Genomic DNA, 18,609 nt, shown 5'->3' with positions numbered 1-18,609 from the left:
GGTCAGGTGCTAACGCTGACCGGTCCATAGCTCACGCGGAAAGGCGTCGAGCAGGGGACGCGAGTCCCAATTGAGCGGCGGCGCACCCCCGAGATCCAGAGCCTCCTCGACTGACGATGCGAGAAGGCCCTTTGGATCTCTGCCAGTCCCCAAGTAGTAGTCCTCGTACTTGAACGGGTCCTCGTGCGGGGTCGCGACCGCCCTCGCGGGGATGCCCATGCTTTCGGCCACGATGACCGCGTGCAGCGAGGAACCCACAACGAGGCTGCTGTCGCGGATGCGACGGAGAATCGTGGTGACGTTTGACCGCGGATTGACGACGTGGCCACGCCAGGAGGCGGGAAGAGTGCTCCGCGGCGCAAGATCGTTGAGGTTGGGAATCACCGTGACGGCACGGCGCGTCCTCGACGGCGCTTCCGAGAGCTCCGGGAACACGTTGGGCAGGAGCAGCCCGGGGTCGCCATACACGGACGGAACCTCGAGGCCGTAGCTCTCGCGGAGCAGTTGCGCCGTGCGGGGGCCGCGCACGGCACGCACATCGAGGGTGCGGAGCACTGCGGCATCCAGCTCACCCTTGGGGTTGACCCCGGTGCCCCACACGACATCGCCGGGCGCGGCGAAGTGCAGGATGGAGCCGACCGCGACGAGCCGGCGATCGGGCTCAGGCGGGCGGGGGAGACCCGCCGCAAGGCGGGCAACGATCATGGGACCGAGCAGGTCACCGAAGTTGCGCACCGGCCGTGACCAGCGGGAGGGACGCCCCCAGCGGCCAGTGCGGCGGAGCGGATCCCAGTGCACGACGGGCACGCCGTTGCCGTCACCCAGAGCGACCTGGCCCTGCCGGGTTCCGATGGCGGTGCTCGCGATCGTGTCGGTCATCCCGCCCCCGCCTGCTGTTCGCTGAGCTTCTCGCCGTCGAACGACTCCTCGGCGGGCGACGCGTCACCCGCGCCGTCGATCGTCGCCTCATCCGGGTTCACAAGCCTCAGGTCGCCGGCCGCCCGATCCATGACCTCGACCTCGTCGACGCGGTTGCCGTCCTCGCCGATCGCGGCCGGCTCGTCGCACAGCCCGGTGTTCCACCGAGCGACGATCGTGTTGGTCATGGGCATGTCACAGTTCGAGACGTAGTCGATCACGTTGCGGTCGAAGACGAGGCCGGGGAGATCCTCCACGAGCACCGAGCCGTCGATCATGGTGTTGTTGCGTACTACGACATCGGAGGCGAACTCGCGCAGGTCGAGGAGGGTGCCGTTGCCGCACAGTTCGTTCTTGACGACGCATCCCTGGATGTGGTTGGCCTCGATCACGACATTGCTTATGCCGTCACCGTTGCCGGGCGAGAAGATGATGCTCGCGTTGTGGCAGTTGCCGATGTAGTTACCGCGTAGCACCAGATTGCTGCTGTCGAAGATCTGCACGCAGTCCGCGTGCACATCGTTATCCGCCGTCTGGTCGTAGTCGCGGATCACACTGTTCTCGATCAGCACGTTCGAGGCGCCCGAGAACTGGATGCCGTCGATCGAGCTCCCGCCCTCGAAGAGCGACTCGGTTACCGTGACGTCGCTGGCGTGGATGAAGAGGCCGGAACTCTGCACGTGCACTGCGTCGAGCGTCGTGCCATCGGCGTCGTCGTCCAGGTAGATCACTCCGTCGACGGCGAGGTCGCGCCACGTGATGTTGGGGGCGTTGGTGCGAATGGCGTCGATCGCGGGTTCGGCTCCCGGCGCCGGCTCGACGATGACGCTGTCCGCGACGCTCTCCAGGCTGCCCACCGCGCCAAGGTCGATCTCCCCATACTCGCCTCCCAGGAGCTGCACGATGCTGCCCGCGATGGCCTGCCCGAGGGCGCTCTCGAGGGCGCAAGGCTGTTCCGCCGTGCACTCATCGCCCGAACCGTCAGGGGAGACCACGAGTGCGTTCGCGCTCGGAGTCGCCTCCTCGTCGCGGTCGATGTCGCCTCCCGTGCAGCCCGCGACAAGGAGGGCTGTCGCGCACACTGCTCCGATGAGCGAACCCGTGGTGCGGGTACGGCGCCAGCTGCGGATGCTGGTGGTCATGCTGTGCTCCTCTCGGGATCGGGCACATTCGTTTCTCTGGGAGCGCCCGGTGCGCCTTCGGGGGGAGGCGAAGCGTCGCCCCGCGAGCGGGCTCGGGCGATGAAGTCGGTGAGTTGGCGAAGATCGCGGCGGTAGGCCGGCAGTACGAGCGAGAGCGCGAGCGGGGCCAGCCCGCACACGCCGCCCACCAGGAGCTCCACGATGTCGGGTGCCGTGATCGCGACCGAACCGAGGTAGGCGGCACCGAAGCAGAGTGGCGTGAGCAGGAGGGGGCGCACGACGGGAGCCGCGACATCCGCGGGGGTGACAGCCGTGCCGCGGATGGCGACCAGGAAGCCCGGAACGAGGAGAGCGAGGGACACGAGGCCGTAGAGGAGGGCGAGCCCGTGCACGCCACCCAGCAGGACTCCCACGACGAAGGACGCGACGACGAGGGGTTTCGTGATGAGGAAGTAGACGAGTTGCACGTGGGCTCGACCGAGCGATATGTAGATCCACCCGGAGACGTTGCCTAGCGCCTGGGCGACGCCGGCGATCGCCAGGAGGCTGAAGATGGGGGCGGCCTCGGCCCACTGCTCGCCGAGGAGGAGACCGACGAGGGGCTCGGAGAGCGCGGCCGCGATCGCGAAGGTCGGGAGGGACGCGTAGGCGAGCACGAGCAGGGCAGCGCGGATGTAGCGGCGATAGCGTTCCGGTTCATCGCGGAGACGGCTGAGCACGGGCAGCGCCACCCGCGCGAGCGGCCCGTTGAGCTGATTGATCGGCAGCATCAGCAGGGCGTAGGCGCGCGAGTACATGCCGAGCACGCCGGCGCCGAGAGCACGACCGATGACGACATTGTCGAGGTTCCTGGCCGCGTAGTTGAGCAGTTGCACCCCGAGCACGCTGCCGCCGATCGTCATGAGGGGGCGCACGGAACGCTCGATGCGCGGCGCACCGAAGTGCGGGCGCACGGCCCACGAGAGCGAGATCAGCCGCCAGGTGAAGGTCACGGCGTTGAGCACGATGAGCGACCACACGCCGGCGCCGAGGAGGGCCGCCGCGATCGATGCGGCGACGCCGACCGCCATCGCGACGACCTCGATGGTCGCAAGGCTCCGGAAGCGAAGCTCCCTCTGCAGTCGCGCCTGGAGCGGCATGCAGAGGCTGTTGATGAGCACGGTGGGGGCGAGGGCGACCGTGAGGAGCACGAGGCGCTCATCCTGATAGACGGCGGCGACGAGGGGAGCGGATGCTGCGGCGAGCCCCATGAACAGGATCCCGAGCAGCGCAGACAGCCAGTAGAGCGACGACCACTGCCGCTCGTCGATCTTGCTGGCCTGAACGATGGCGCTGCCGAGACCGAACTCTCGCAGTAGCTCGGCGACCCCGACGATTGCGGTGACCATCGCGACCAAGCCGAAGTCATCGGGAGCGAGGAGCCGGGCGAGTACGACCGTCGAGAGCAGCTGGAGGAGGGTCCGCGACCACTGCCCGGCAATCGTCACGATAGAGCCGCGCGAGGTTTGGCGGGCCAGGGAGTCGCTCATGCCCTGCTCGTCTCGTCCCGATCCCAGTGGTGTAGTTGGCCGCGCCGCAGTTTGCGCTCCGCGACGATCCGCGTTGCCAGCTGTGTGACGCAGTAGACGACGAAGGGAAGCCAGAGTGTGGGCCGTGTCGGTAGCTGGGGGAGCACGCTGCGAACTCCGGACTGCTCCGCCGTGTCGTTCTGGCCTTCCGGGCGCGTGGCGAGGCCGAGCCGGGCGAGTTCCTGATTGCCCGCTGCGATCCGACCGCCCCTCGCTATGAGGGCATGGAGGGTGCGGGGCGGGCGCACGACGAAATGGTGATCGTGGAGCGTTGCACGCTCGTCGAGGCTGAAGAGCTGCTGCACGTAGCGGTCGTCCGCTACGACCGAGGGGAAGACTCCGAAGCGGGCGCGACCCTCGCGCGAGAGCGCGTAGAGACCCGAACCGACGTGGCCCTGCGTGCGGAATGCTGTGCGCTCCCAGATGCGGTAGTACATCTTGACGAAGACGCTCGCCCCCTCGAGGTCGAGTACCATGCGGGGGCTCGCCACGAGCGGGCCGCCCGGACGATCGAGGAGGGCGGCGAGGGCCGCGAGAGCCTCCCCGCTCACCTCGACATCGGCGTCGACATAGGCGCGCGGGAATCGGCTTGCCGCGGCATCCGCGGCATTGAGCGCCGCGATCTTGGAAGAGGTCTCGAGCTCCAGCACGGTCACCTCGGGGGCGGTGGCCCGGCAGACCTCCGCGGTGTCATCCGAGCAGCCGTTGGCCGCCACGATCACCTCGAGCCCCTCCGGTGCTCCCTCCAGCATGCGGCGGAGCGAACGGCCGATGACCCCGGCCTCGTCGTGAGCTGGGACGATCACGCTCAGATTCATTTCGCACCCACCGGAATGGCCTGCACGCTTGCGGGCACGGCGCGGTACCGCGTCTGTTGCGATGCCGCCCAGGAGCCGATGCCGAGCAGGAGGAAGAAGGCGAGGAAGGTCTGGATGAAGAGGAATGCGTCGAGGAAGAAGAGGGCCACGAAGTAGCCGATGATGCCGATGCCGGTCGCCAGCGCGAGGTCACGCTGGCGGTCGGACAACCCTCGCTCGGCGGCGTTCGTGCGGCGGGCGAGAGCGAGCAGGCGGATGCCCGGAACAAGGATCATGGCGATGACGCCGATGACTCCCAGGATGCCCGACTCGAGCAGCGTGCTCAGCAGCTGGTTGTCGAGGATGAAGGCGTTGGCCTGTCGTCCCGTCGTGATGCGGCTGCCGAGCCCCGTGCCGAAGATGGGATGCACAGATGCCTGCTGCAGGCTGGGGCCAAGATCGGCGAGTCGACCGGAGCCGGTCATGCCGGGAGCGGTCAGCTGGGACTCGATGAGCGCCGAGGGATTTGTCAGCTCCCTCAGCATCGAAAGCATGTTGCGAGGCGAAACGACGAAGGCCAGTGCGAGGGCGGGAATGCCGAATACCAGCAGTCGACTGATCGCGCTCGGCCGCATCATGATGAAGATGATCGTCATGACTCCGAGCATCACGAAGCCGGTGCGCGAGACGGCGGAGATCATGCCGACACCGAGGCACAGGGTGCAGCCGAGCCAGAAGAGCTGCCTGTTGGCGAGCTGGACGGGCCAGCGGGCGTGACGCGACTGGTAGATCGCAAGTGGGATCAGCATGCAGAGGAACACAGCGAGGGCGATCGGATGCTGCGCAGACCCGAAGGCCCGCGCCGTGCCCTGCTTGATGAACTCGCTCTCCTCGAGCGACGTGGCCTGCAGGAACGGCAGCGAGTTCGCGAAGAGGATGAACACGTTGACGCGGGTCACCCGTTCCAGCGCGACGCAGGCTCCGATGAACGCGCCAACGACGACCGTGAAGCTCACGACACTGTCGATGACGGATTCGCTCGTGGAGAGCATCCGTACGACGAAGAAGACGGCCGAGATCAGAACGACGCTGCCGAGGCTCGAGACGGCGTTCTCAGCGAGGCCCTCGTCGACGAGTCCAGGGACGTTAACCCCGATCGAGATGACCTGCGTCACGAGATAGAACACGACAAGGCCGCCGAACGTGAGACGTTGCCAGCGGAAGCCACGATCGGTGAGCATCGCTACGACGATGAGTGCGACGATAAGCGCAACCGCGACGCGGTAGGGCTCGAGGGCGAAGGCGCTCGGAATCGGCAGGGCGTAGCGCCGCGCGGGCACGATCATGATGATTCCGATGAGCACCAGGAGCAGGAACTTCCAGCTCAGAACGAAACCGGTGCCCTTCTCCCGCACTCTCGCGGCGCCCGTGGAACTCGTCGCCGCCTCCTTTTCCGAGGTGACCTGTGCCGACGAGACCTGTGCCGACGAGAGCGGTGTCGACGAGACCTGTGCCGAAGACACCGATCGCTCGTGGCCGGTGCTGTCGCCAGTGCTGTTGTCAGTGCGTGAGCGCATGGTCCTCGGCGTGCTCCGGGCGGCGCACCGAGGGGTTCAGCGCGTCGTCGCCGTACAGCTCCTCACGGGCGCGCTCACGCTCGAGCGCGGCCTCCTCCTTCTTGCGAGCCTTGGCCTCGCGGCGCCCACGTCCCGCGTTGTCGACGATGAGGATGAGCACGACGAAGGCGAGGAACACGCCGACCCCGACCGCGAGGATCGGAAGGATCGGGTTGCTGCCTTCGAGGGCCTCTGCCTCGCTCGTGCGCAGAGTGGGGAACGTCACGCGGTCGGCCTCGGGGACTGCCTCCGCTTCCTGCTGTGCGGCGGCGTACTGCTTGAAGACTTCGGCTCCGGCTGTCGAGATCGCCTCGGCACGGGCAGGCGAGGTCGAGGTGCCCAGCACGTCGATGATCGGCAGGTGGTAGTCGCCGGGGAAGCGCTCGCTGCCGTCGGGCTGGGTCGTGCGCTGGATGGCACTCACGCTCTCGTCCTCGCCGAGCGGGCCCACCTCCTGCTCCACGAGCTCACGCATGGCATCACTGCCGATGAGGTATGCGTAGATGACGGCTGTGTCTGCGAGATTTCGGGTGTCGCCCGCCGTCTGGCCCTCGATGATGGGGCGCGGCGGGATCTCGGCAGAGAAGAGAGACTGCTTCGGTGATTCCAACAGCACTGTTGTCGACGCCGAGTAGTCCTGCTCGGCGCGGGGCTCGAAAGTGCCCTTCTCGAGAGTGAATCCCGAGAAGAGGGCTGCGCCCACTGATACGAGCACGCCGAGCACGAGAAGGATCGGGTGTCGGAACAGCGCCTTGAAGAAAAGGCCTATATCCATCGTGTATCTCCCTGGGTGTCGTCCGCGTTGGCGGTGCCGGTAGGGCGGTCGCTGCAGCGGCGCCGACGGGCAGCGAACCGAGAGCGGACCACGGCCAGCGGCTGGTGGTGGGTGTGAATCGGCGACTTTGCCGCAGGAATGGAGTTCACCCTAGGCAGCGACTTCCTGCGAAATCAACGCGGTGCGCGTGAGAAAAACCTCATGTACCAGCGCGGATGGATTCATGTTGCGGTGCTCGTCTGTCATAGCTGGACCGACCCCGTCGAAAGGATCGCCCATGGGTTCCATCACCGACGTCGTCCGCTCGCTGACGAGTGTGCGAACCTACCTCCACGGGCTTCGAATCGCCCACTTCTACTCCTACAGCCACGCTCGTCAGCTGTCGCGCCTCGACCGTGGCGACAACGTCACGTTCGCCCCCAATGTCTCGTTTCGGAATGCGGAACGCATCCGCCTCGGCGACGGCACCCATATCGGTGAACGCAGCATGCTGTGGGCCGGCAACTCGACGGGTCGCATTGTGCTCGGGGCCAAGTGTCTGCTGGCCCCGGGCGTCGTCATCACGGCGTCGAACTATGGCATTCGGCCGGGGATTCCCGTCATGGATCAGGAGAAGATCGAGCGGGACATCACCCTGGGAGACGACGTGTGGCTCGGCGCCTATGTCGTCGTGACGTCGGGGGTGACGATCGGCTCGGGATGCGTAGTGGGCGCCGGGGCGGTCGTCACGCGCGACCTCCCCGCCGGCAGCATTGCGGGAGGCGTGCCCGCGCGGGTCATAGGCCACCGCGGTGATGACTCGGCGGATGCCGCTCTCGCGAGAGCGGAGCACGGCGAGGAGGCGGGCGCCGTCATCACGCCGATGGGGGGCCGGCCGTGAATTCACAGCGCTCATCCAGCAGCCTTGCGGCGTCCTTGCAGCGGCGGACGTGCGACGAGCGGCCCGGCCTTGCTGTCATCGTCGTGAGTTTCAACACGCGCGAGCGCACCCTGGCGTGCCTCGCCTCCGTCTTCGCTGCGAAGCACGATGTGCCGTTGCACGTCATCGTGGTCGACAACGACTCGCGGGACGGCTCGGCCGAGGCGATCGAGCGCGAGTTCCCCGCCGCAACGGTCGTGCGATCTGGGCGAAACCTCGGTTTCGCCCGGGCCGTCAACCTGGGCGTCGCACATGCCGAGGAGGAGTACCTTGTGCTCCTCAACCCCGACACGATCGTGCGGGAGCGCTCGCTTGCCGAGCTTCTCTCGTTTGCGAAGGACCACCCCGAGCACGGCGTCTACGGCGGCCGCACGCTTCGCGACGACGGTTCCCTCGACCCAAGCTCGTGCTGGGGTGCGCCCAGCATGTGGTCGCTACTGTGCTTCGCGACGGGACTCTCGACGGCGTTCCCTCGATCTCGCGTCTTCGACCCCGAATCCCTTGGGCGCTGGCAGCGGGACACCGTGCGCGAGGTGCCCATCGTGACCGGATGCCTCCTCCTCATGCGCCGGCGCGACTTCCTGCAGCTCGGGGGTCTCGATGAGCGCTACTTCCTCTACGGCGAGGATGCCGAGTTCTCGCTTCGAGCGGCCCGAAACGGTCACCGTCCCGTCATCGTGCCCGCCTCCACCATCACGCACTCGGTGGGCGCCTCGACGGGCGATCGCGGTCGCAAGATGGCGATGGTGCTCGCGGGCAAGGTCACGATGTTCCGCTCGATCTGGCGCCGACCGAGTTCGACGGTTGCAGTGAGGCTCCTGCTTGCGGGGGTGCGCCTGCGCGCCGCGCTCGAGCAGCTCACGGGACGCCGCGATGCCATGTGGTCGCGTGCATGGGCGCTGAGGAGCGCCTGGTTGCCCGGGTATCCCCGCGCCGAGCAGACCCTTTTCGGTCGAGAACCCGACGTCAGCCCACGAGGAGAGGAGGCGGCCGCGTGAACGACTTCGTCTTCACCTTCACCTTCGAGACCTACGACGACGCCGTGCAGCGCGGCATGAACCGCCCGCCGGACAGGCTGCTGCTGACCCTGCTCGATCACCCGCGCGTCGACGGTCTCCTGGTCGCAAATCCTCATCGGAGTATCGTCAAGCGCGTTGTCAAGAAGCTGCTCGGGCGCGGCGATGCGAGCTTCCCGCGCCGGGACCGAGTCGACCTGCACACGCCCCTGCGTCTGCGGGGGAGCGACCCGGTTGGTATTCCTCAGCTGCGCGCGGCCGGCCAGGACTACGACGCCTCCGTGCGACGCGCTGCATCGAGACTCGGGCTGCGGACTCCGCACGTCATCACGGCGAGTCCGCTCGTCGCGGGTTTCGCGCCACTCGACTGGGCGGCATCCGTCACCTACTATGCGCGAGACGACTGGACGGAGCTGCCCGCCAGGGAGCCGTGGTGGCCGGGAATCCGCGCCGCCTACGAGGAGATCGCGGAGCGCGGCGCGAGCGTCGCTGCTGTCTCCCAGCAGATCATCGACCGCATTCAGCCGAAGGGGCCGTCCCGGGTCGTTCCCAACGGCGTCGAGCCCAGCGAGTGGGAGGGGCCGACGCCGCCGGAGCCGGACTGGCTCGCGTCGATCCCGCACCCGCGCGCACTGTACGTCGGAACCCTCGACAGCCGGCTCGATACCGACGGGCTCCGCGCTCTCGCCGATGCGCGGCCCGATCTGCAGATCGTGCTCCTCGGGGTCGTGGGTGAGGAGAAGTCGGTCGCGGCTGTCGCGAGCGTGCCCAACATTCACGTGCGCCCACCGGTCGGGCGAGAGCCGCTCGTCGCCGCCATCCGCAACAGCGACGTGTGCATGGTTGCTCACAATCGCACGCGACTCACCGAGGCCATGAGCCCGCTCAAGATCTACGAGTACCTCGCCGGCGGCGCACCCGTGCTCTCGATCGATCTCGGCCCAGTGCGAGGCATCAGCGAGCGGGTGCTACTGACACCGGATGTCGCTGCCTTCGCCGCCCGCATCGACGAGGCCCTCGCGCTCGGCCCCGCCCAGGAGGAGGAGCGGTTGCGCTTTGTCGCCGAGAACTCGTGGCGTGCACGGCATGAGCAGATCCTTGACCTCGCCCTCGGAGTGAGAGCCGAGTCGAACACCTCGGCACGAGAGGGGAGAACGCATGAATGAGGTACTGAGGATCGCCTCGGCGCCCGCGTTCTCCACGCGGCATGCGAACCCCTACAACTATCTGCTCGCGAGCGCTCTCGAGGGGCTCGATGACTCTCCACGCGTCGCAGTGGAGGAGTTCTCGCTCTCCGGTCTCGTGCGTCGACCGCCGCACATCGTGCACCTTCACTGGCCGGAGTTGACCTTCCTCTCTGGCCACCGCACCTGGCGGCACGTCATGCGCCTTGCCGTGTTTCGCCTTGCTCTCGCCCGGGCTCGTCGCGTCATGGGCACGCGTGTCATCTGGACCGTGCACAACCCGACTCCGCACGAAGAGCGTTCATCGTCGCTCGTCCGCCGGTGGTACCGCCGCACGCTCGAACGCAGCGTTGATACCATCCTCGCCCTCTCCCTCTCGGGCGTGGGCACGGCGCTGCGTGAGTGGCCGGCCCTCTCCTGGGTTCCTGCCTTTGTGACGCCCCACGGCCACTATCGCGGCGAGTACCCGCTCGAGACGACGCGGGAGGACGCGCGCGATGCCCTCGGAGTCGACCGCGGGGAGACGGTAGTGCTCTTCGCAGGCCAGGTGCGGCCCTACAAGAACGCGGCTGCCCTGGTGCGCGCGGCGACGGCCCTGCGGGGGCGTCCCGAGGCGGTGGGGCTGCGGATCGTCGTGGCGGGCAAGCCCTCCGACGACGAGGTCGCGGCAGAGCTGAAGGAACTCGCCGAAGCGGATCGTGCGGCTGGAGGAGCCACCACGCTCGAGCTCGCCGCCCTGGATGACGAAAGGCTTGCGCTCTGGTTGCGCGCCGCCGACCTTGTGACGCTGCCCTACCGGGCCATCCAGAATTCAGGTTCCGCCATCCTCGCCCTGACGGCCGGTCGCCCCGTGGTCGTCCCCGCGATCGGAGCCATGTCGGAACTGGCCGAGGCGATGGGACCCGACTGGGTGTCGACGTATGAGGGGGACTTCGACGCAGAGACGCTTGCCGACGCGGTGCGTTGGCTGCGCGAAGCGCCTCGCTCGTCCGAGCCGGATCTCTCCGCACTCGACTGGGAGGGCATCGCCCGCACGACTCGTGACGCGTGTCTCACGGCGCTCTCATCGCCCCCTCACTCGCAGTTCGCACTCTTCACTTGGGCGCAGCGTGGCGCCGCGGGGAACCGCACCCATCGCGGATCAGAAACACCATCCACAAAGGAGCCCTCAATGTCACGCGACCGCTCGACGCGTCCCGAATCCTCCGTCATGCTCATCGCTACGAGCGGCGGCCACCTCACGCAACTGCACTCGCTGCGTTCCCGCATCGCGGGCACAGAGCGAGTGCTGTGGGTCACGGATGTCACGGCGCAGAGCCGCTCGCTGCTGCGGGGTGAGCGCGTCTTCGGTCTCCCGAACCGCGCACCGCGCGCGTATCTCGGAGTGCTCCGCGATGCCGTGTCGCTTGCGAAGGTGTTCCGCCGCGAGAACATCACCCACGTCTACAGCACCGGTGCGCAGATGGCGCTCTCCGCGCTGCTCGCCGCCAAGATCTTCAAGGTGCCCTTCTCCTATATCGAGAGCGGCACGCGTGTGCGGGAGCTTTCCGCCACCGGGCGCGTCATCGACCGTATCCCCGGTGTCCAGCGCTACGTGCAGTACCCCTTCGCCACGAACGACCGCTGGCGCTTCGCCCTCTCGGTCTTCGACGGCCTGAGCGTCGAAGAGGTGCCGCTTCCCCCAGAGGGCTACAAGCCGCGCGTCGTGGTCTCTGTCGGGGGCAATGCCCACTACGGATTCGAGCGACTGATCCGCCGCCTGCACGCCATCATCCCGTCCGATTGGTCAGTGCTGTGGCAGGTCGGTCCGACGGATGTCAGCGACCTCGACATCGAAACGGTTGTGAGCCTCCCGGCGGAGGAACTCTCGCGGGAGATCGCCGCGGCCGACATCGTGGTGTCGCACGCGGGCACGGGGTCCATTCTCAGCGTTCTGCGGGCCGGCAAGCGCCCCATCGTCATCCCTCGCCGTGCGGCCCACGGTGAGCATGTCGACGGGCACCAGGACGATCTCGCCGACTACGTCTCCGCCCGCGGTTTCGCGCTCGTTCGCGAGGCAGACGAGCTGACCCTCGATGACCTCGTCGAGAATCAGCGGTGGGTGGTGCGTTCGGCGGAAGACCGCGCGCCAGTCGCTGTCGCGTGAGCAGCATGCGCATCCTGCACGTCACGGAGGCCCTCGGCGGGGGCGTCCAGAGCGCGATCGTCAACTATGTGCGAGCGACGCCGGATCTGGAGCACGCCGTGCTCTCGCGGGGCCGCGAGGGTCAGTCGACCCACGGCTGGCCGGCCGGGGTGGATGCTGCGAGCTACGACGGCGGACTGCTGGGGTTCTATCGCACTGTCGAGCGTGCGGTGCGTCGCATGCGGCCGGATGTCGTGCATCTGCACTCCTCCTTCGCGGGGGCTGCGCGTGCCTTCCTGCCCGTTGGCACCCACATCGTCTACTCGCCCCACTGTTTCGCCTTCGAGCGGACGGATATCTCGGGCGCCGTCCGCTGGGGCTTCAGCGCCCTCGAGTATGTGCTCGCCAAGCGGCCCCAGACGACACTGAGTGTGAGCCCGTACGAGGGCATGTTGAGCCGCACCCTCAGCCGCATCAACCCCGTCGTCGTGGCACCGAACCCGTCTCCGCTAACCCCCGAACTTGCGACAGCGTCGAGCGAGCGCCCCGCGCCGGAACCGACGGTCACGATGGTGGGCAGGCTCGGGTCACAGAAGGCTCCCGAACTCTTCGCCGAGGTCGCGCACCTCTGCCAAGACGACGGGATGCGCTTCGTCTGGATCGGTGATGGTCCCGCAGGCGTGCCCGAGATGCTGCGCGCCTCGGGCGCGACCGTCACGGGCTGGAAGCAGCCCGATGAGGTACGGGACCTGCTGACGCGCTCGAGCCTCTACCTGCACACTGCCTCGTGGGAGGGCGGGCCTGTATCGGCGATCGAGGCGGCATCGCTCGGGGTGCCCGTCATCAGCCGCACGATCCCCAGCATGCGTTCTCTTGGCTACGCGACGGCGGGTGGCTCGGCACGTGAGCTTGCCCAGGCCGTGCGTCGCTTCTCGCACGACGGGGCCTACCGCCATCACGTCGAGATGCGCACAGCCGTGGTGAGGCGCCGGTGCTCCCGCGAGCGTCTCGAGCGCAGCCTGCGCGAGGCGTACGAGCTCGCCACCGCTCGCTGACCTGACGCCGGCGGCCGTGCGTTCTCGCGCGCGCCGGCCGGGCCCTTCTGTTTTTCTCGTGGCGCGGGTGTGCCGGCATCAGGTGATTCCGGTCCCCACGATCCTCACCCGGTCGCGGTTCTCCCACGCCGGAAAGAATGAGCTCGCGCACCCGACCGGGTGCGCGAGCTCATATCGGGCTTGTGGTGCGGGCGGCCTAGTAGGCGCCGTCGCGGGCGAGGACCGCTCGGGCGGTGCGCCACAGGAGCATGAGGTCGCCGGTGAGAGTCCAGTTCTCCACGTAGTAGAGGTCGAGGCGCACGCTCTCCTCCCAGGAGAGGTTGGAACGCCCGCTCACCTGCCAGAGGCCGGTGACGCCGGGCTTGACGAGGAAGCGGCGGTGCACATGCCCGTCGTACTCGGCGACCTCCCGGGCAAGCGGGGGACGCGGACCGACCAGCGACATGTCGCCCGTGAGCACGTTGATGAGCTGCGGGAGCTCGTCGATGCTGAAGCGGCGCAGGAACTTGCCGATGCGCGTGACGCGCGGGTCGTCGCGCATCTTGAAGAGCACACCGTTGCCGTCATCCTTGTCGAACTCGCCGTTCTGCCGCATCCGCTCGAGCACCGCCTCGGCGTCGGGCACCATCGTGCGGAACTTGAGCATCTTGAACTCGCGCCCGTTGCGGCCGATGCGGGGCTGTGCGAAGAGCACAGGGCCGGCCGAGTCGAGCTTGATCGCGAGGGCGATGAGTGCGAGCACAGGGGAGAGGAGCACGAGCCCGAGGGATGTCGCGACGACGTCGAAGGCGCGCTTGAGGTAGAGCTTGGGGCCCTCATAGCGGGGCGTCTCGACGTGGATCAGGGGCAGCCCCGCTACGGGGCGTGTGTGGATGCGGGGCCCGCCGATATCGGTCAGGCTGGGCGCGACGATCAGGTGCTGGCGCCCCGGCTCCAGCTGCCAGCTGAGGCGGCGGATGCGCTCGGCCGACAGCTCGTCGGAGCTCGTAACGATGACCGTGTCGGCCCCCGAACTGCGAAGCGCCTCGAAGACCGTCTCAAAGGAGCCGACGACGGGGACACCCGCGTCGTCATGCCGACGCTCGAGCGGCAGGCAGGCGCCGAGCACCGCATAGCCAGCCTCGGGCATGCGTGCCAGCTCGTTGACAGTGTGCCGCACCGACTCGGGCGAGCCAACGAGGAGGGCCCGTGTTGAGTAGTCGCCCTCGCGGCGCTTGGCTCGCAGCCATGTACGCCACGACCAGCGGACAAGGGTCAGGGCGAGCAGCCCCACGGGAAGGGCGATGAGGAAGTACCCGCGGGCGAGCTGGAGGTCGAAGAGGTAGACGACGATCGCGAGGCCGCCGAAGGTCGCGAAAGAGGCCTGCGCCACTCGCCGGTACTCCATCGCGCCGACGCCGACGATGCGACGGTCGCGGCTCCCCGAGACCGTGAGGAGCAGGAGCCAAGCGAGACTCACGGCGAGCGAGTACACGGAGGCGAAGGGCTGGGCAGCGTTGGTACTCGCGGGGTCGCCCGACATGAAGGAGTGGACGTGCACCCACACCAGTTGGGAGCCGAATACCGCGATCAGCACGACGAAGAGGTCGCTGAGGGCCAGCCGTGTTGCGAAGCGCTGCGCCCAGCTCGCCGTCGTCGTTCGCTCAAGGGCTGGGGCGAAGGCCGACTGGGCGAGGTCGTTCGTGCGGATCGCTACGGTCACGGTCTCTCCTTCTCGCTCCGCTTCCCGGTGGTTCCAGGTCGCGCCAACTCATCGCAGTGAGGGTGCTGCGAATGCGTGGTGAGAATGCCACGGTAACGAGAGCAGACCCCCCTTTCTAGGGGCGCACGAGCGATTTAATGTCGCAGCGGATGCGACGAAACATCACCGAAATCAGGCCGCCCGAGAGGGGAGGCCCTATCGACCGCTCAGGGCTCGTTCGAGCTCAGGGGTGCGTGATGGCGAGAAAGACCACGAGGCTGGCGACAACGCCCGCGAATCCCAGTGCTGCCGCGGCAAGGAGGTCGAGGCGAGCGGATCTCGAAAGCTCAGGAGAAGGGGCGACCGGGATCGACGCGGTCGGGGTGATGGGCGCAGAAGCGACGTTGCTGATGGCCATGTCTCAAGCGTAACGGCGTGCCACATGAATGTCTTCTCATAATGGGCTCATTGCGCCATCGGCGTGTCCCCAAAAGGGGTCACCGCGGCTGCGAGAGCGCTCACGAGACGTCGTCGTCGACCCAGTCGAGTGTGCGCAGGACCGCCTTGTCCCAGTTGCGATTGAGTCGCTGCCGCTCGGCCGAGGCCATCGTGGGCTCCCATCGGGCGCCCTCACGCCAGTTGGCCCTCAGCTCGTCGAGGTCGCGCCAGAATCCCGTCGCGAGACCCGCCGCGTATGCCGCTCCGAGCGCCGTCGTCTCGCCCACCTCAGGGCGCACGACGGGGAGGTCGAGGATGTCCGCTTGAAACTGCAGGAGGGTGCTGTTGGCGGTCGCGCCACCGTCCACCTTGAGCTCGGCGAGCGTCGCCCCGGTATCCGCCGTCGCGGCATCGAGCACCTCGCGAGTCTGAAAGGCGATCGATTCGAGAGCGGCCCGCGCGATGTGACCCTTGGTGACAAAACGGGTGAGTCCCACAAGGGCGCCACGAGCATCCGGTCGCCAGTGCGGGGCGAACAGGCCCGAAAAGGCCGGCACGAAGTAGGCACCGCCGTTGTCATCGACCGAGAGCGCGAGCTGCTCCACCTCGGCGGCCGAGGAGATGAGCCCCAGGTTGTCGCGCAACCACTGCACGAGCGAGCCCGTGACCGCGATCGACCCCTCTAGTGCGTAGTGCGTCTCACCGTCTCCGAGCTTGTAGGCGATCGTCGTCAGCAGGCCATTGGAGCTCGCCACGGGCTCCGTGCCTGTGCCAACGATGAGGAAGTTCCCCGTGCCATACGTGTTCTTCGCCTCGCCCGCCCCGAAGGCGGCCTGGCCGAAGGTGGCCGCCTGCTGGTCACCCAGGATTGCGGCGATCGGGGTCTCGCGCAGGAGGCTCGACGAGGACGCGACCCCGTAGACCTCTGAGGAGCTGCGCACCTCGGGCAACATCGAGGCGGGGATTCCGAAGACGTCGAGAATGTCCAAGCGCCACTCGAGGGTGCGCAGGTCGAGCAGGAGCGTGCGGCTCGCGTTCGTGACATCCGTGACGTGCAACCCGCCGCGCGTGCCGCCCGTCAGGTTCCAGAGCACCCAGGTGTCTGTTGTGCCGAAGAGGAGCTCGCCGCGCTCCGCCCGCTCGCGGGCCCCTTCGACGTTTTCGAGGATCCAGGCGAGCTTCGTGGCGGAGAAGTAGGTACTGAGGGGAAGGCCCGTGGCCTCCTTGAAGCGGTCCAGGCCACCGTCTCGCGCGAGGCGGTCGACGATGCCCTGCGTTCGGGTGTCCTGCCACACGATCGCGTTGCAGATGGGCCGGCCTGTCCCGGCGTCCCACACGACCGTCGTCTCACGCTGGTTCGTGATGCCCACCGCGTGGATCGAATGGCGGGTGATGTCCGCGCGGGAGAGCGCCTGCCCGATCACCTCGCGCACGTTGGCCCAGATCTCGGATGCATCGTGCTCGACCCATCCCGCACGGGGAAGGATCTGGCGATGCTCCTTCTGGCCGATGCTCACGACGGCACCCGAATGGTCGAAGATGATGGCCCGGGAACTCGTCGTGCCCTGATCGATCGCGAGGACGTAGCGTTCGTCGGGGCTGCGCTGCGGGTTCCGGGCCTCGTCGCTCATTCCAGCAGGTTATCGCGCACGACCCGGCGCAGGGTTTTGCCGATGAGGGACTTCGGCAACTCATCGACGATGACGACGCGTCGCGGCACCTTGTAGGGGGTGAGCAGCGGCCGCACGTGGTCGCGGATCGCCTCGGGCTGCGCGCCCGCGCCTGCCCGGAGCACGACGGCGGCGGTGACATCCTCTCCGTTGCGTTCGCTCGGCAGGCCTACGACCGCTGCGTCGACGACATCGGGGTGGGTCTTGAGCGACTCCTCGACCTCACTCGGCGACACGTTGAAGCCACCCGTGATGATGAGCTCCTTGATGCGGTCCACGATCGTCACGAAGCCGGCAGCGTCGATCGTGACGATATCGCCAGTGCGGAACCACGGGTCGCCACCCGTGGGGTCGGCGACGAAGACCTCTGCCGTCTCCTCCGGCTTCTTCCAGTAGCCGCGCATGATCTGGGGGCCGCGCACGAGCAGTTCGCCCGCTTCGCCGAGGGCACGCTCGACCGCAGGGTCCTCGGGGTCGACCACGCGAGCCTCGGTTCCGGGGAGGGGAAGCCCCACGGTCCCCGCGCGGCGTGCCTCGGAGACAGGGTTCGCCATGAGCACGGGGGAGCACTCCGAGAGCCCGTAGCCCTCCACGAGGTATCCGCCCGTGGCACGTTCCCACGGCTCCACGAGCGCGGTCGTGAGGGGCATTGCGCCCGAGATCGCGATCTGCACGCCGGAGAGCGAGACGCCCTTCACCTCAGCTGCTGCGAGCAGGCGCTCGTAGATGGGCGGTACGGCGGGGAGGAAGGTCGGCGGATGCTTGCGCGCGACCTTGAGCACGAGGTCCGGGTCGAATTTCGGGAACAGCACGAGGCGGGCACCCATGCTCATTGCGAAGGTCAGGCACAGGGTCAATCCGTAGGCGTGGAACATCGGCAGCACCGCGTAGACGACGCAGCCGTCTCCGCGCTGGATGGTCGGCACCCAGGCGCGGGCCTGTGCGGCGTTCGTCCCCAGATTGCCGTGCGAGAGGGTGGCCCCCTTGGGGCGACCCGTCGTACCGCTCGTGTACTGGATAACGGCGACGTCGCCCGCTGAGGGCCCCGCGACATCGGGGGAGAGGCGGGGCGAGGCGAGCAACTCGTGCCACGGTACGGTGCCCGAAACGGGCGTCGTCAGCGAGGCCCGAGTCTCACGCAACCGTGGGATCGGCAGGCGCAGCGCGGCGCGCATCAACGGCGGCATGGCGCGCGTGACATCGACGGACACGATCGCGTCGACCCGAAGATCGGAGGGGAACGCCTGGATGTGCTCGACCACCTTGTCCCAGGCGATCACCACCTTCGCATTGTGGTCCTCGAACTGGTGCCGAAGCTCCCGCGCCGTATAGAGCGGGTTGTGCTCCACGACGATCGCGCCAAGCCGCAGCACGGCATAGAACGCCGCGATGTGCTGGGGACAGTTGGGCAGCACGAGTGCGACGGGGTCGCCCGCTTTGACCCCGAGGGCCCTCAGCCCCTCCGCTGCCCGCTCGATCTGCTCGCCGAGCTGCGAATAGCTCGTCTCCGCACCGAAGAACTCGAGCGCGATGGCATTGGGGAACTCGCGCACCGAGCCCTCCACGATGTCGAGGAGACTGCCAGCGGGTACCTCGATGTCGTGGGGCACGTCGGGCGCGTAGCTCTCGAGCCAGGGACGAGAAGAGGTGTCGGGAGGGAGCTGCTGGTTCACCAGGACAGCCTAATCTCGGCGCGGGCCTACCA

Annotated in this window: 15 protein-coding genes; 5 read left to right on the top strand and 10 right to left on the bottom strand. The window is 67.8% G+C overall.

Features of this window, described 5'->3' with window-relative positions:
- Positions 1 to 9: 9 nt before the first annotated feature.
- From OH146_RS03160 to OH146_RS03135, 6 genes are read right to left on the bottom strand one after another with little or no spacing between them, the layout of a single operon-like run.
- Positions 10 to 879, bottom strand: coding sequence for a polysaccharide pyruvyl transferase family protein (locus tag OH146_RS03160; protein ID WP_265157294.1), 870 nt, complete (start codon positions 877 to 879; stop codon positions 10 to 12).
- The gene (locus tag OH146_RS03155; protein WP_265157292.1) at positions 876 to 2,060 is read right to left on the bottom strand and encodes a right-handed parallel beta-helix repeat-containing protein; all 1,185 of its coding nucleotides are present in this window, start codon (positions 2,058 to 2,060) and stop codon (positions 876 to 878) included. Before OH146_RS03155 ends, OH146_RS03160 begins: the two co-directional genes overlap by 4 nt.
- The gene (locus tag OH146_RS03150) at positions 2,057 to 3,589 is read right to left on the bottom strand and encodes a lipopolysaccharide biosynthesis protein (protein WP_265157290.1); all 1,533 of its coding nucleotides are present in this window, start codon (positions 3,587 to 3,589) and stop codon (positions 2,057 to 2,059) included. The genes OH146_RS03155 and OH146_RS03150 overlap by 4 nt, the downstream gene beginning before the upstream one ends.
- On the bottom strand, positions 3,586 to 4,434 hold the full coding sequence (locus OH146_RS03145) for a glycosyltransferase (RefSeq protein WP_265157288.1): 849 nt from the start codon (positions 4,432 to 4,434) through the stop codon (positions 3,586 to 3,588). The genes OH146_RS03150 and OH146_RS03145 overlap by 4 nt, the downstream gene beginning before the upstream one ends.
- Positions 4,435 to 4,442: 8 nt before the next feature.
- Complete coding sequence (locus tag OH146_RS13860; RefSeq protein WP_265157287.1) at positions 4,443 to 5,948, bottom strand: O-antigen ligase family protein; 1,506 nt, start codon at positions 5,946 to 5,948, stop codon at positions 4,443 to 4,445.
- 37 nt (positions 5,949 to 5,985) lie between these two features.
- Complete coding sequence (locus OH146_RS03135) at positions 5,986 to 6,816, bottom strand: hypothetical protein (protein WP_265157285.1); 831 nt, start codon at positions 6,814 to 6,816, stop codon at positions 5,986 to 5,988.
- 277 nt (positions 6,817 to 7,093) lie between these two features.
- On the opposite strand from OH146_RS03135, the gene OH146_RS03130 reads away from it, so the two are divergent.
- Genes OH146_RS03130 through OH146_RS03110 form a run of 5 tightly spaced genes read left to right on the top strand, consistent with a single transcriptional unit; the run spans position 7,094 to position 13,115 of the window.
- Positions 7,094 to 7,696 carry an acyltransferase gene (locus OH146_RS03130; protein ID WP_265157283.1) on the top strand — a complete coding sequence of 201 codons (603 nt, stop codon included), beginning with the start codon at positions 7,094 to 7,096 and terminating at the stop codon, positions 7,694 to 7,696.
- Positions 7,693 to 8,733, top strand: a complete 1,041-nt coding sequence (locus OH146_RS03125; RefSeq protein ID WP_265157282.1) for a glycosyltransferase family 2 protein — start codon at positions 7,693 to 7,695, stop codon at positions 8,731 to 8,733. The genes OH146_RS03130 and OH146_RS03125 overlap by 4 nt, the downstream gene beginning before the upstream one ends.
- Complete coding sequence (locus OH146_RS03120) at positions 8,730 to 9,917, top strand: glycosyltransferase (RefSeq protein ID WP_265157280.1); 1,188 nt, start codon at positions 8,730 to 8,732, stop codon at positions 9,915 to 9,917. Before OH146_RS03125 ends, OH146_RS03120 begins: the two co-directional genes overlap by 4 nt.
- Positions 9,910 to 12,081 carry a glycosyltransferase gene (locus tag OH146_RS03115; RefSeq protein WP_265157278.1) on the top strand — a complete coding sequence of 724 codons (2,172 nt, stop codon included), beginning with the start codon at positions 9,910 to 9,912 and terminating at the stop codon, positions 12,079 to 12,081. The genes OH146_RS03120 and OH146_RS03115 overlap by 8 nt, the downstream gene beginning before the upstream one ends.
- Before the next feature lie 5 nt (positions 12,082 to 12,086).
- Positions 12,087 to 13,115 (top strand): glycosyltransferase, encoded by a 1,029-nt coding sequence (locus OH146_RS03110; RefSeq protein ID WP_265160623.1) that lies wholly within the window; start codon positions 12,087 to 12,089, stop codon positions 13,113 to 13,115.
- 196 nt (positions 13,116 to 13,311) lie between these two features.
- Here the strand turns inward: OH146_RS03110 and OH146_RS03105 are convergent, their stop codons facing one another.
- The 4 genes from OH146_RS03105 to OH146_RS03090 all read right to left on the bottom strand — a co-directional run bounded on the left by OH146_RS03105 (position 13,312) and on the right by OH146_RS03090 (position 18,577).
- A complete protein-coding gene (locus tag OH146_RS03105) occupies positions 13,312 to 14,817 on the bottom strand; it encodes a sugar transferase (protein ID WP_265157276.1) in 1,506 nt (501 codons plus the stop codon).
- Between the two features lie 223 nt (positions 14,818 to 15,040).
- Complete coding sequence (locus OH146_RS03100; protein WP_265157274.1) at positions 15,041 to 15,214, bottom strand: hypothetical protein; 174 nt, start codon at positions 15,212 to 15,214, stop codon at positions 15,041 to 15,043.
- Between the two features lie 100 nt (positions 15,215 to 15,314).
- Entirely contained in the window at positions 15,315 to 16,865 is a 1,551-nt protein-coding gene (gene glpK / locus OH146_RS03095) for a glycerol kinase GlpK (RefSeq protein ID WP_265157272.1), read from the bottom strand.
- Positions 16,862 to 18,577 carry a long-chain-fatty-acid--CoA ligase gene (locus tag OH146_RS03090; RefSeq protein ID WP_265157270.1) on the bottom strand — a complete coding sequence of 572 codons (1,716 nt, stop codon included), beginning with the start codon at positions 18,575 to 18,577 and terminating at the stop codon, positions 16,862 to 16,864. Before OH146_RS03090 ends, glpK begins: the two co-directional genes overlap by 4 nt.
- Between the last annotated feature and the right edge of the window lie 32 nt (positions 18,578 to 18,609).

Source organism: Homoserinimonas sedimenticola, assembly GCF_026094475.1.
In the GTDB taxonomy this organism is placed as follows: Bacteria; Actinomycetota; Actinomycetes; order Actinomycetales; family Microbacteriaceae; genus Homoserinimonas; species Homoserinimonas sedimenticola.
This window is presented reverse-complemented; position numbering and strand designations above follow the sequence as displayed.

Excerpts from the sequence above, each read along its gene's own strand:
- OH146_RS03160 (WP_265157294.1), bottom strand. The coding sequence starts at position 879 with ATGACCGACACGATCGCGAGCACCGCCATCGGAACCCGGCAGGGCCAG.
- OH146_RS03155 (WP_265157292.1), bottom strand. The coding sequence starts at position 2,060 with ATGACCACCAGCATCCGCAGCTGGCGCCGTACCCGCACCACGGGTTCG.
- OH146_RS03150 (WP_265157290.1), bottom strand. The coding sequence starts at position 3,589 with ATGAGCGACTCCCTGGCCCGCCAAACCTCGCGCGGCTCTATCGTGACG.
- OH146_RS03135 (WP_265157285.1), bottom strand. The coding sequence starts at position 6,816 with ATGGATATAGGCCTTTTCTTCAAGGCGCTGTTCCGACACCCGATCCTT.
- OH146_RS03130 (WP_265157283.1), top strand. The coding sequence starts at position 7,094 with ATGGGTTCCATCACCGACGTCGTCCGCTCGCTGACGAGTGTGCGAACC.
- OH146_RS03115 (WP_265157278.1), top strand. The coding sequence starts at position 9,910 with ATGAATGAGGTACTGAGGATCGCCTCGGCGCCCGCGTTCTCCACGCGG.
- OH146_RS03110 (WP_265160623.1), top strand. The coding sequence starts at position 12,087 with ATGCGCATCCTGCACGTCACGGAGGCCCTCGGCGGGGGCGTCCAGAGC.
- OH146_RS03100 (WP_265157274.1), bottom strand. The coding sequence starts at position 15,214 with ATGGCCATCAGCAACGTCGCTTCTGCGCCCATCACCCCGACCGCGTCG.
- glpK (WP_265157272.1), bottom strand. The coding sequence starts at position 16,865 with ATGAGCGACGAGGCCCGGAACCCGCAGCGCAGCCCCGACGAACGCTAC.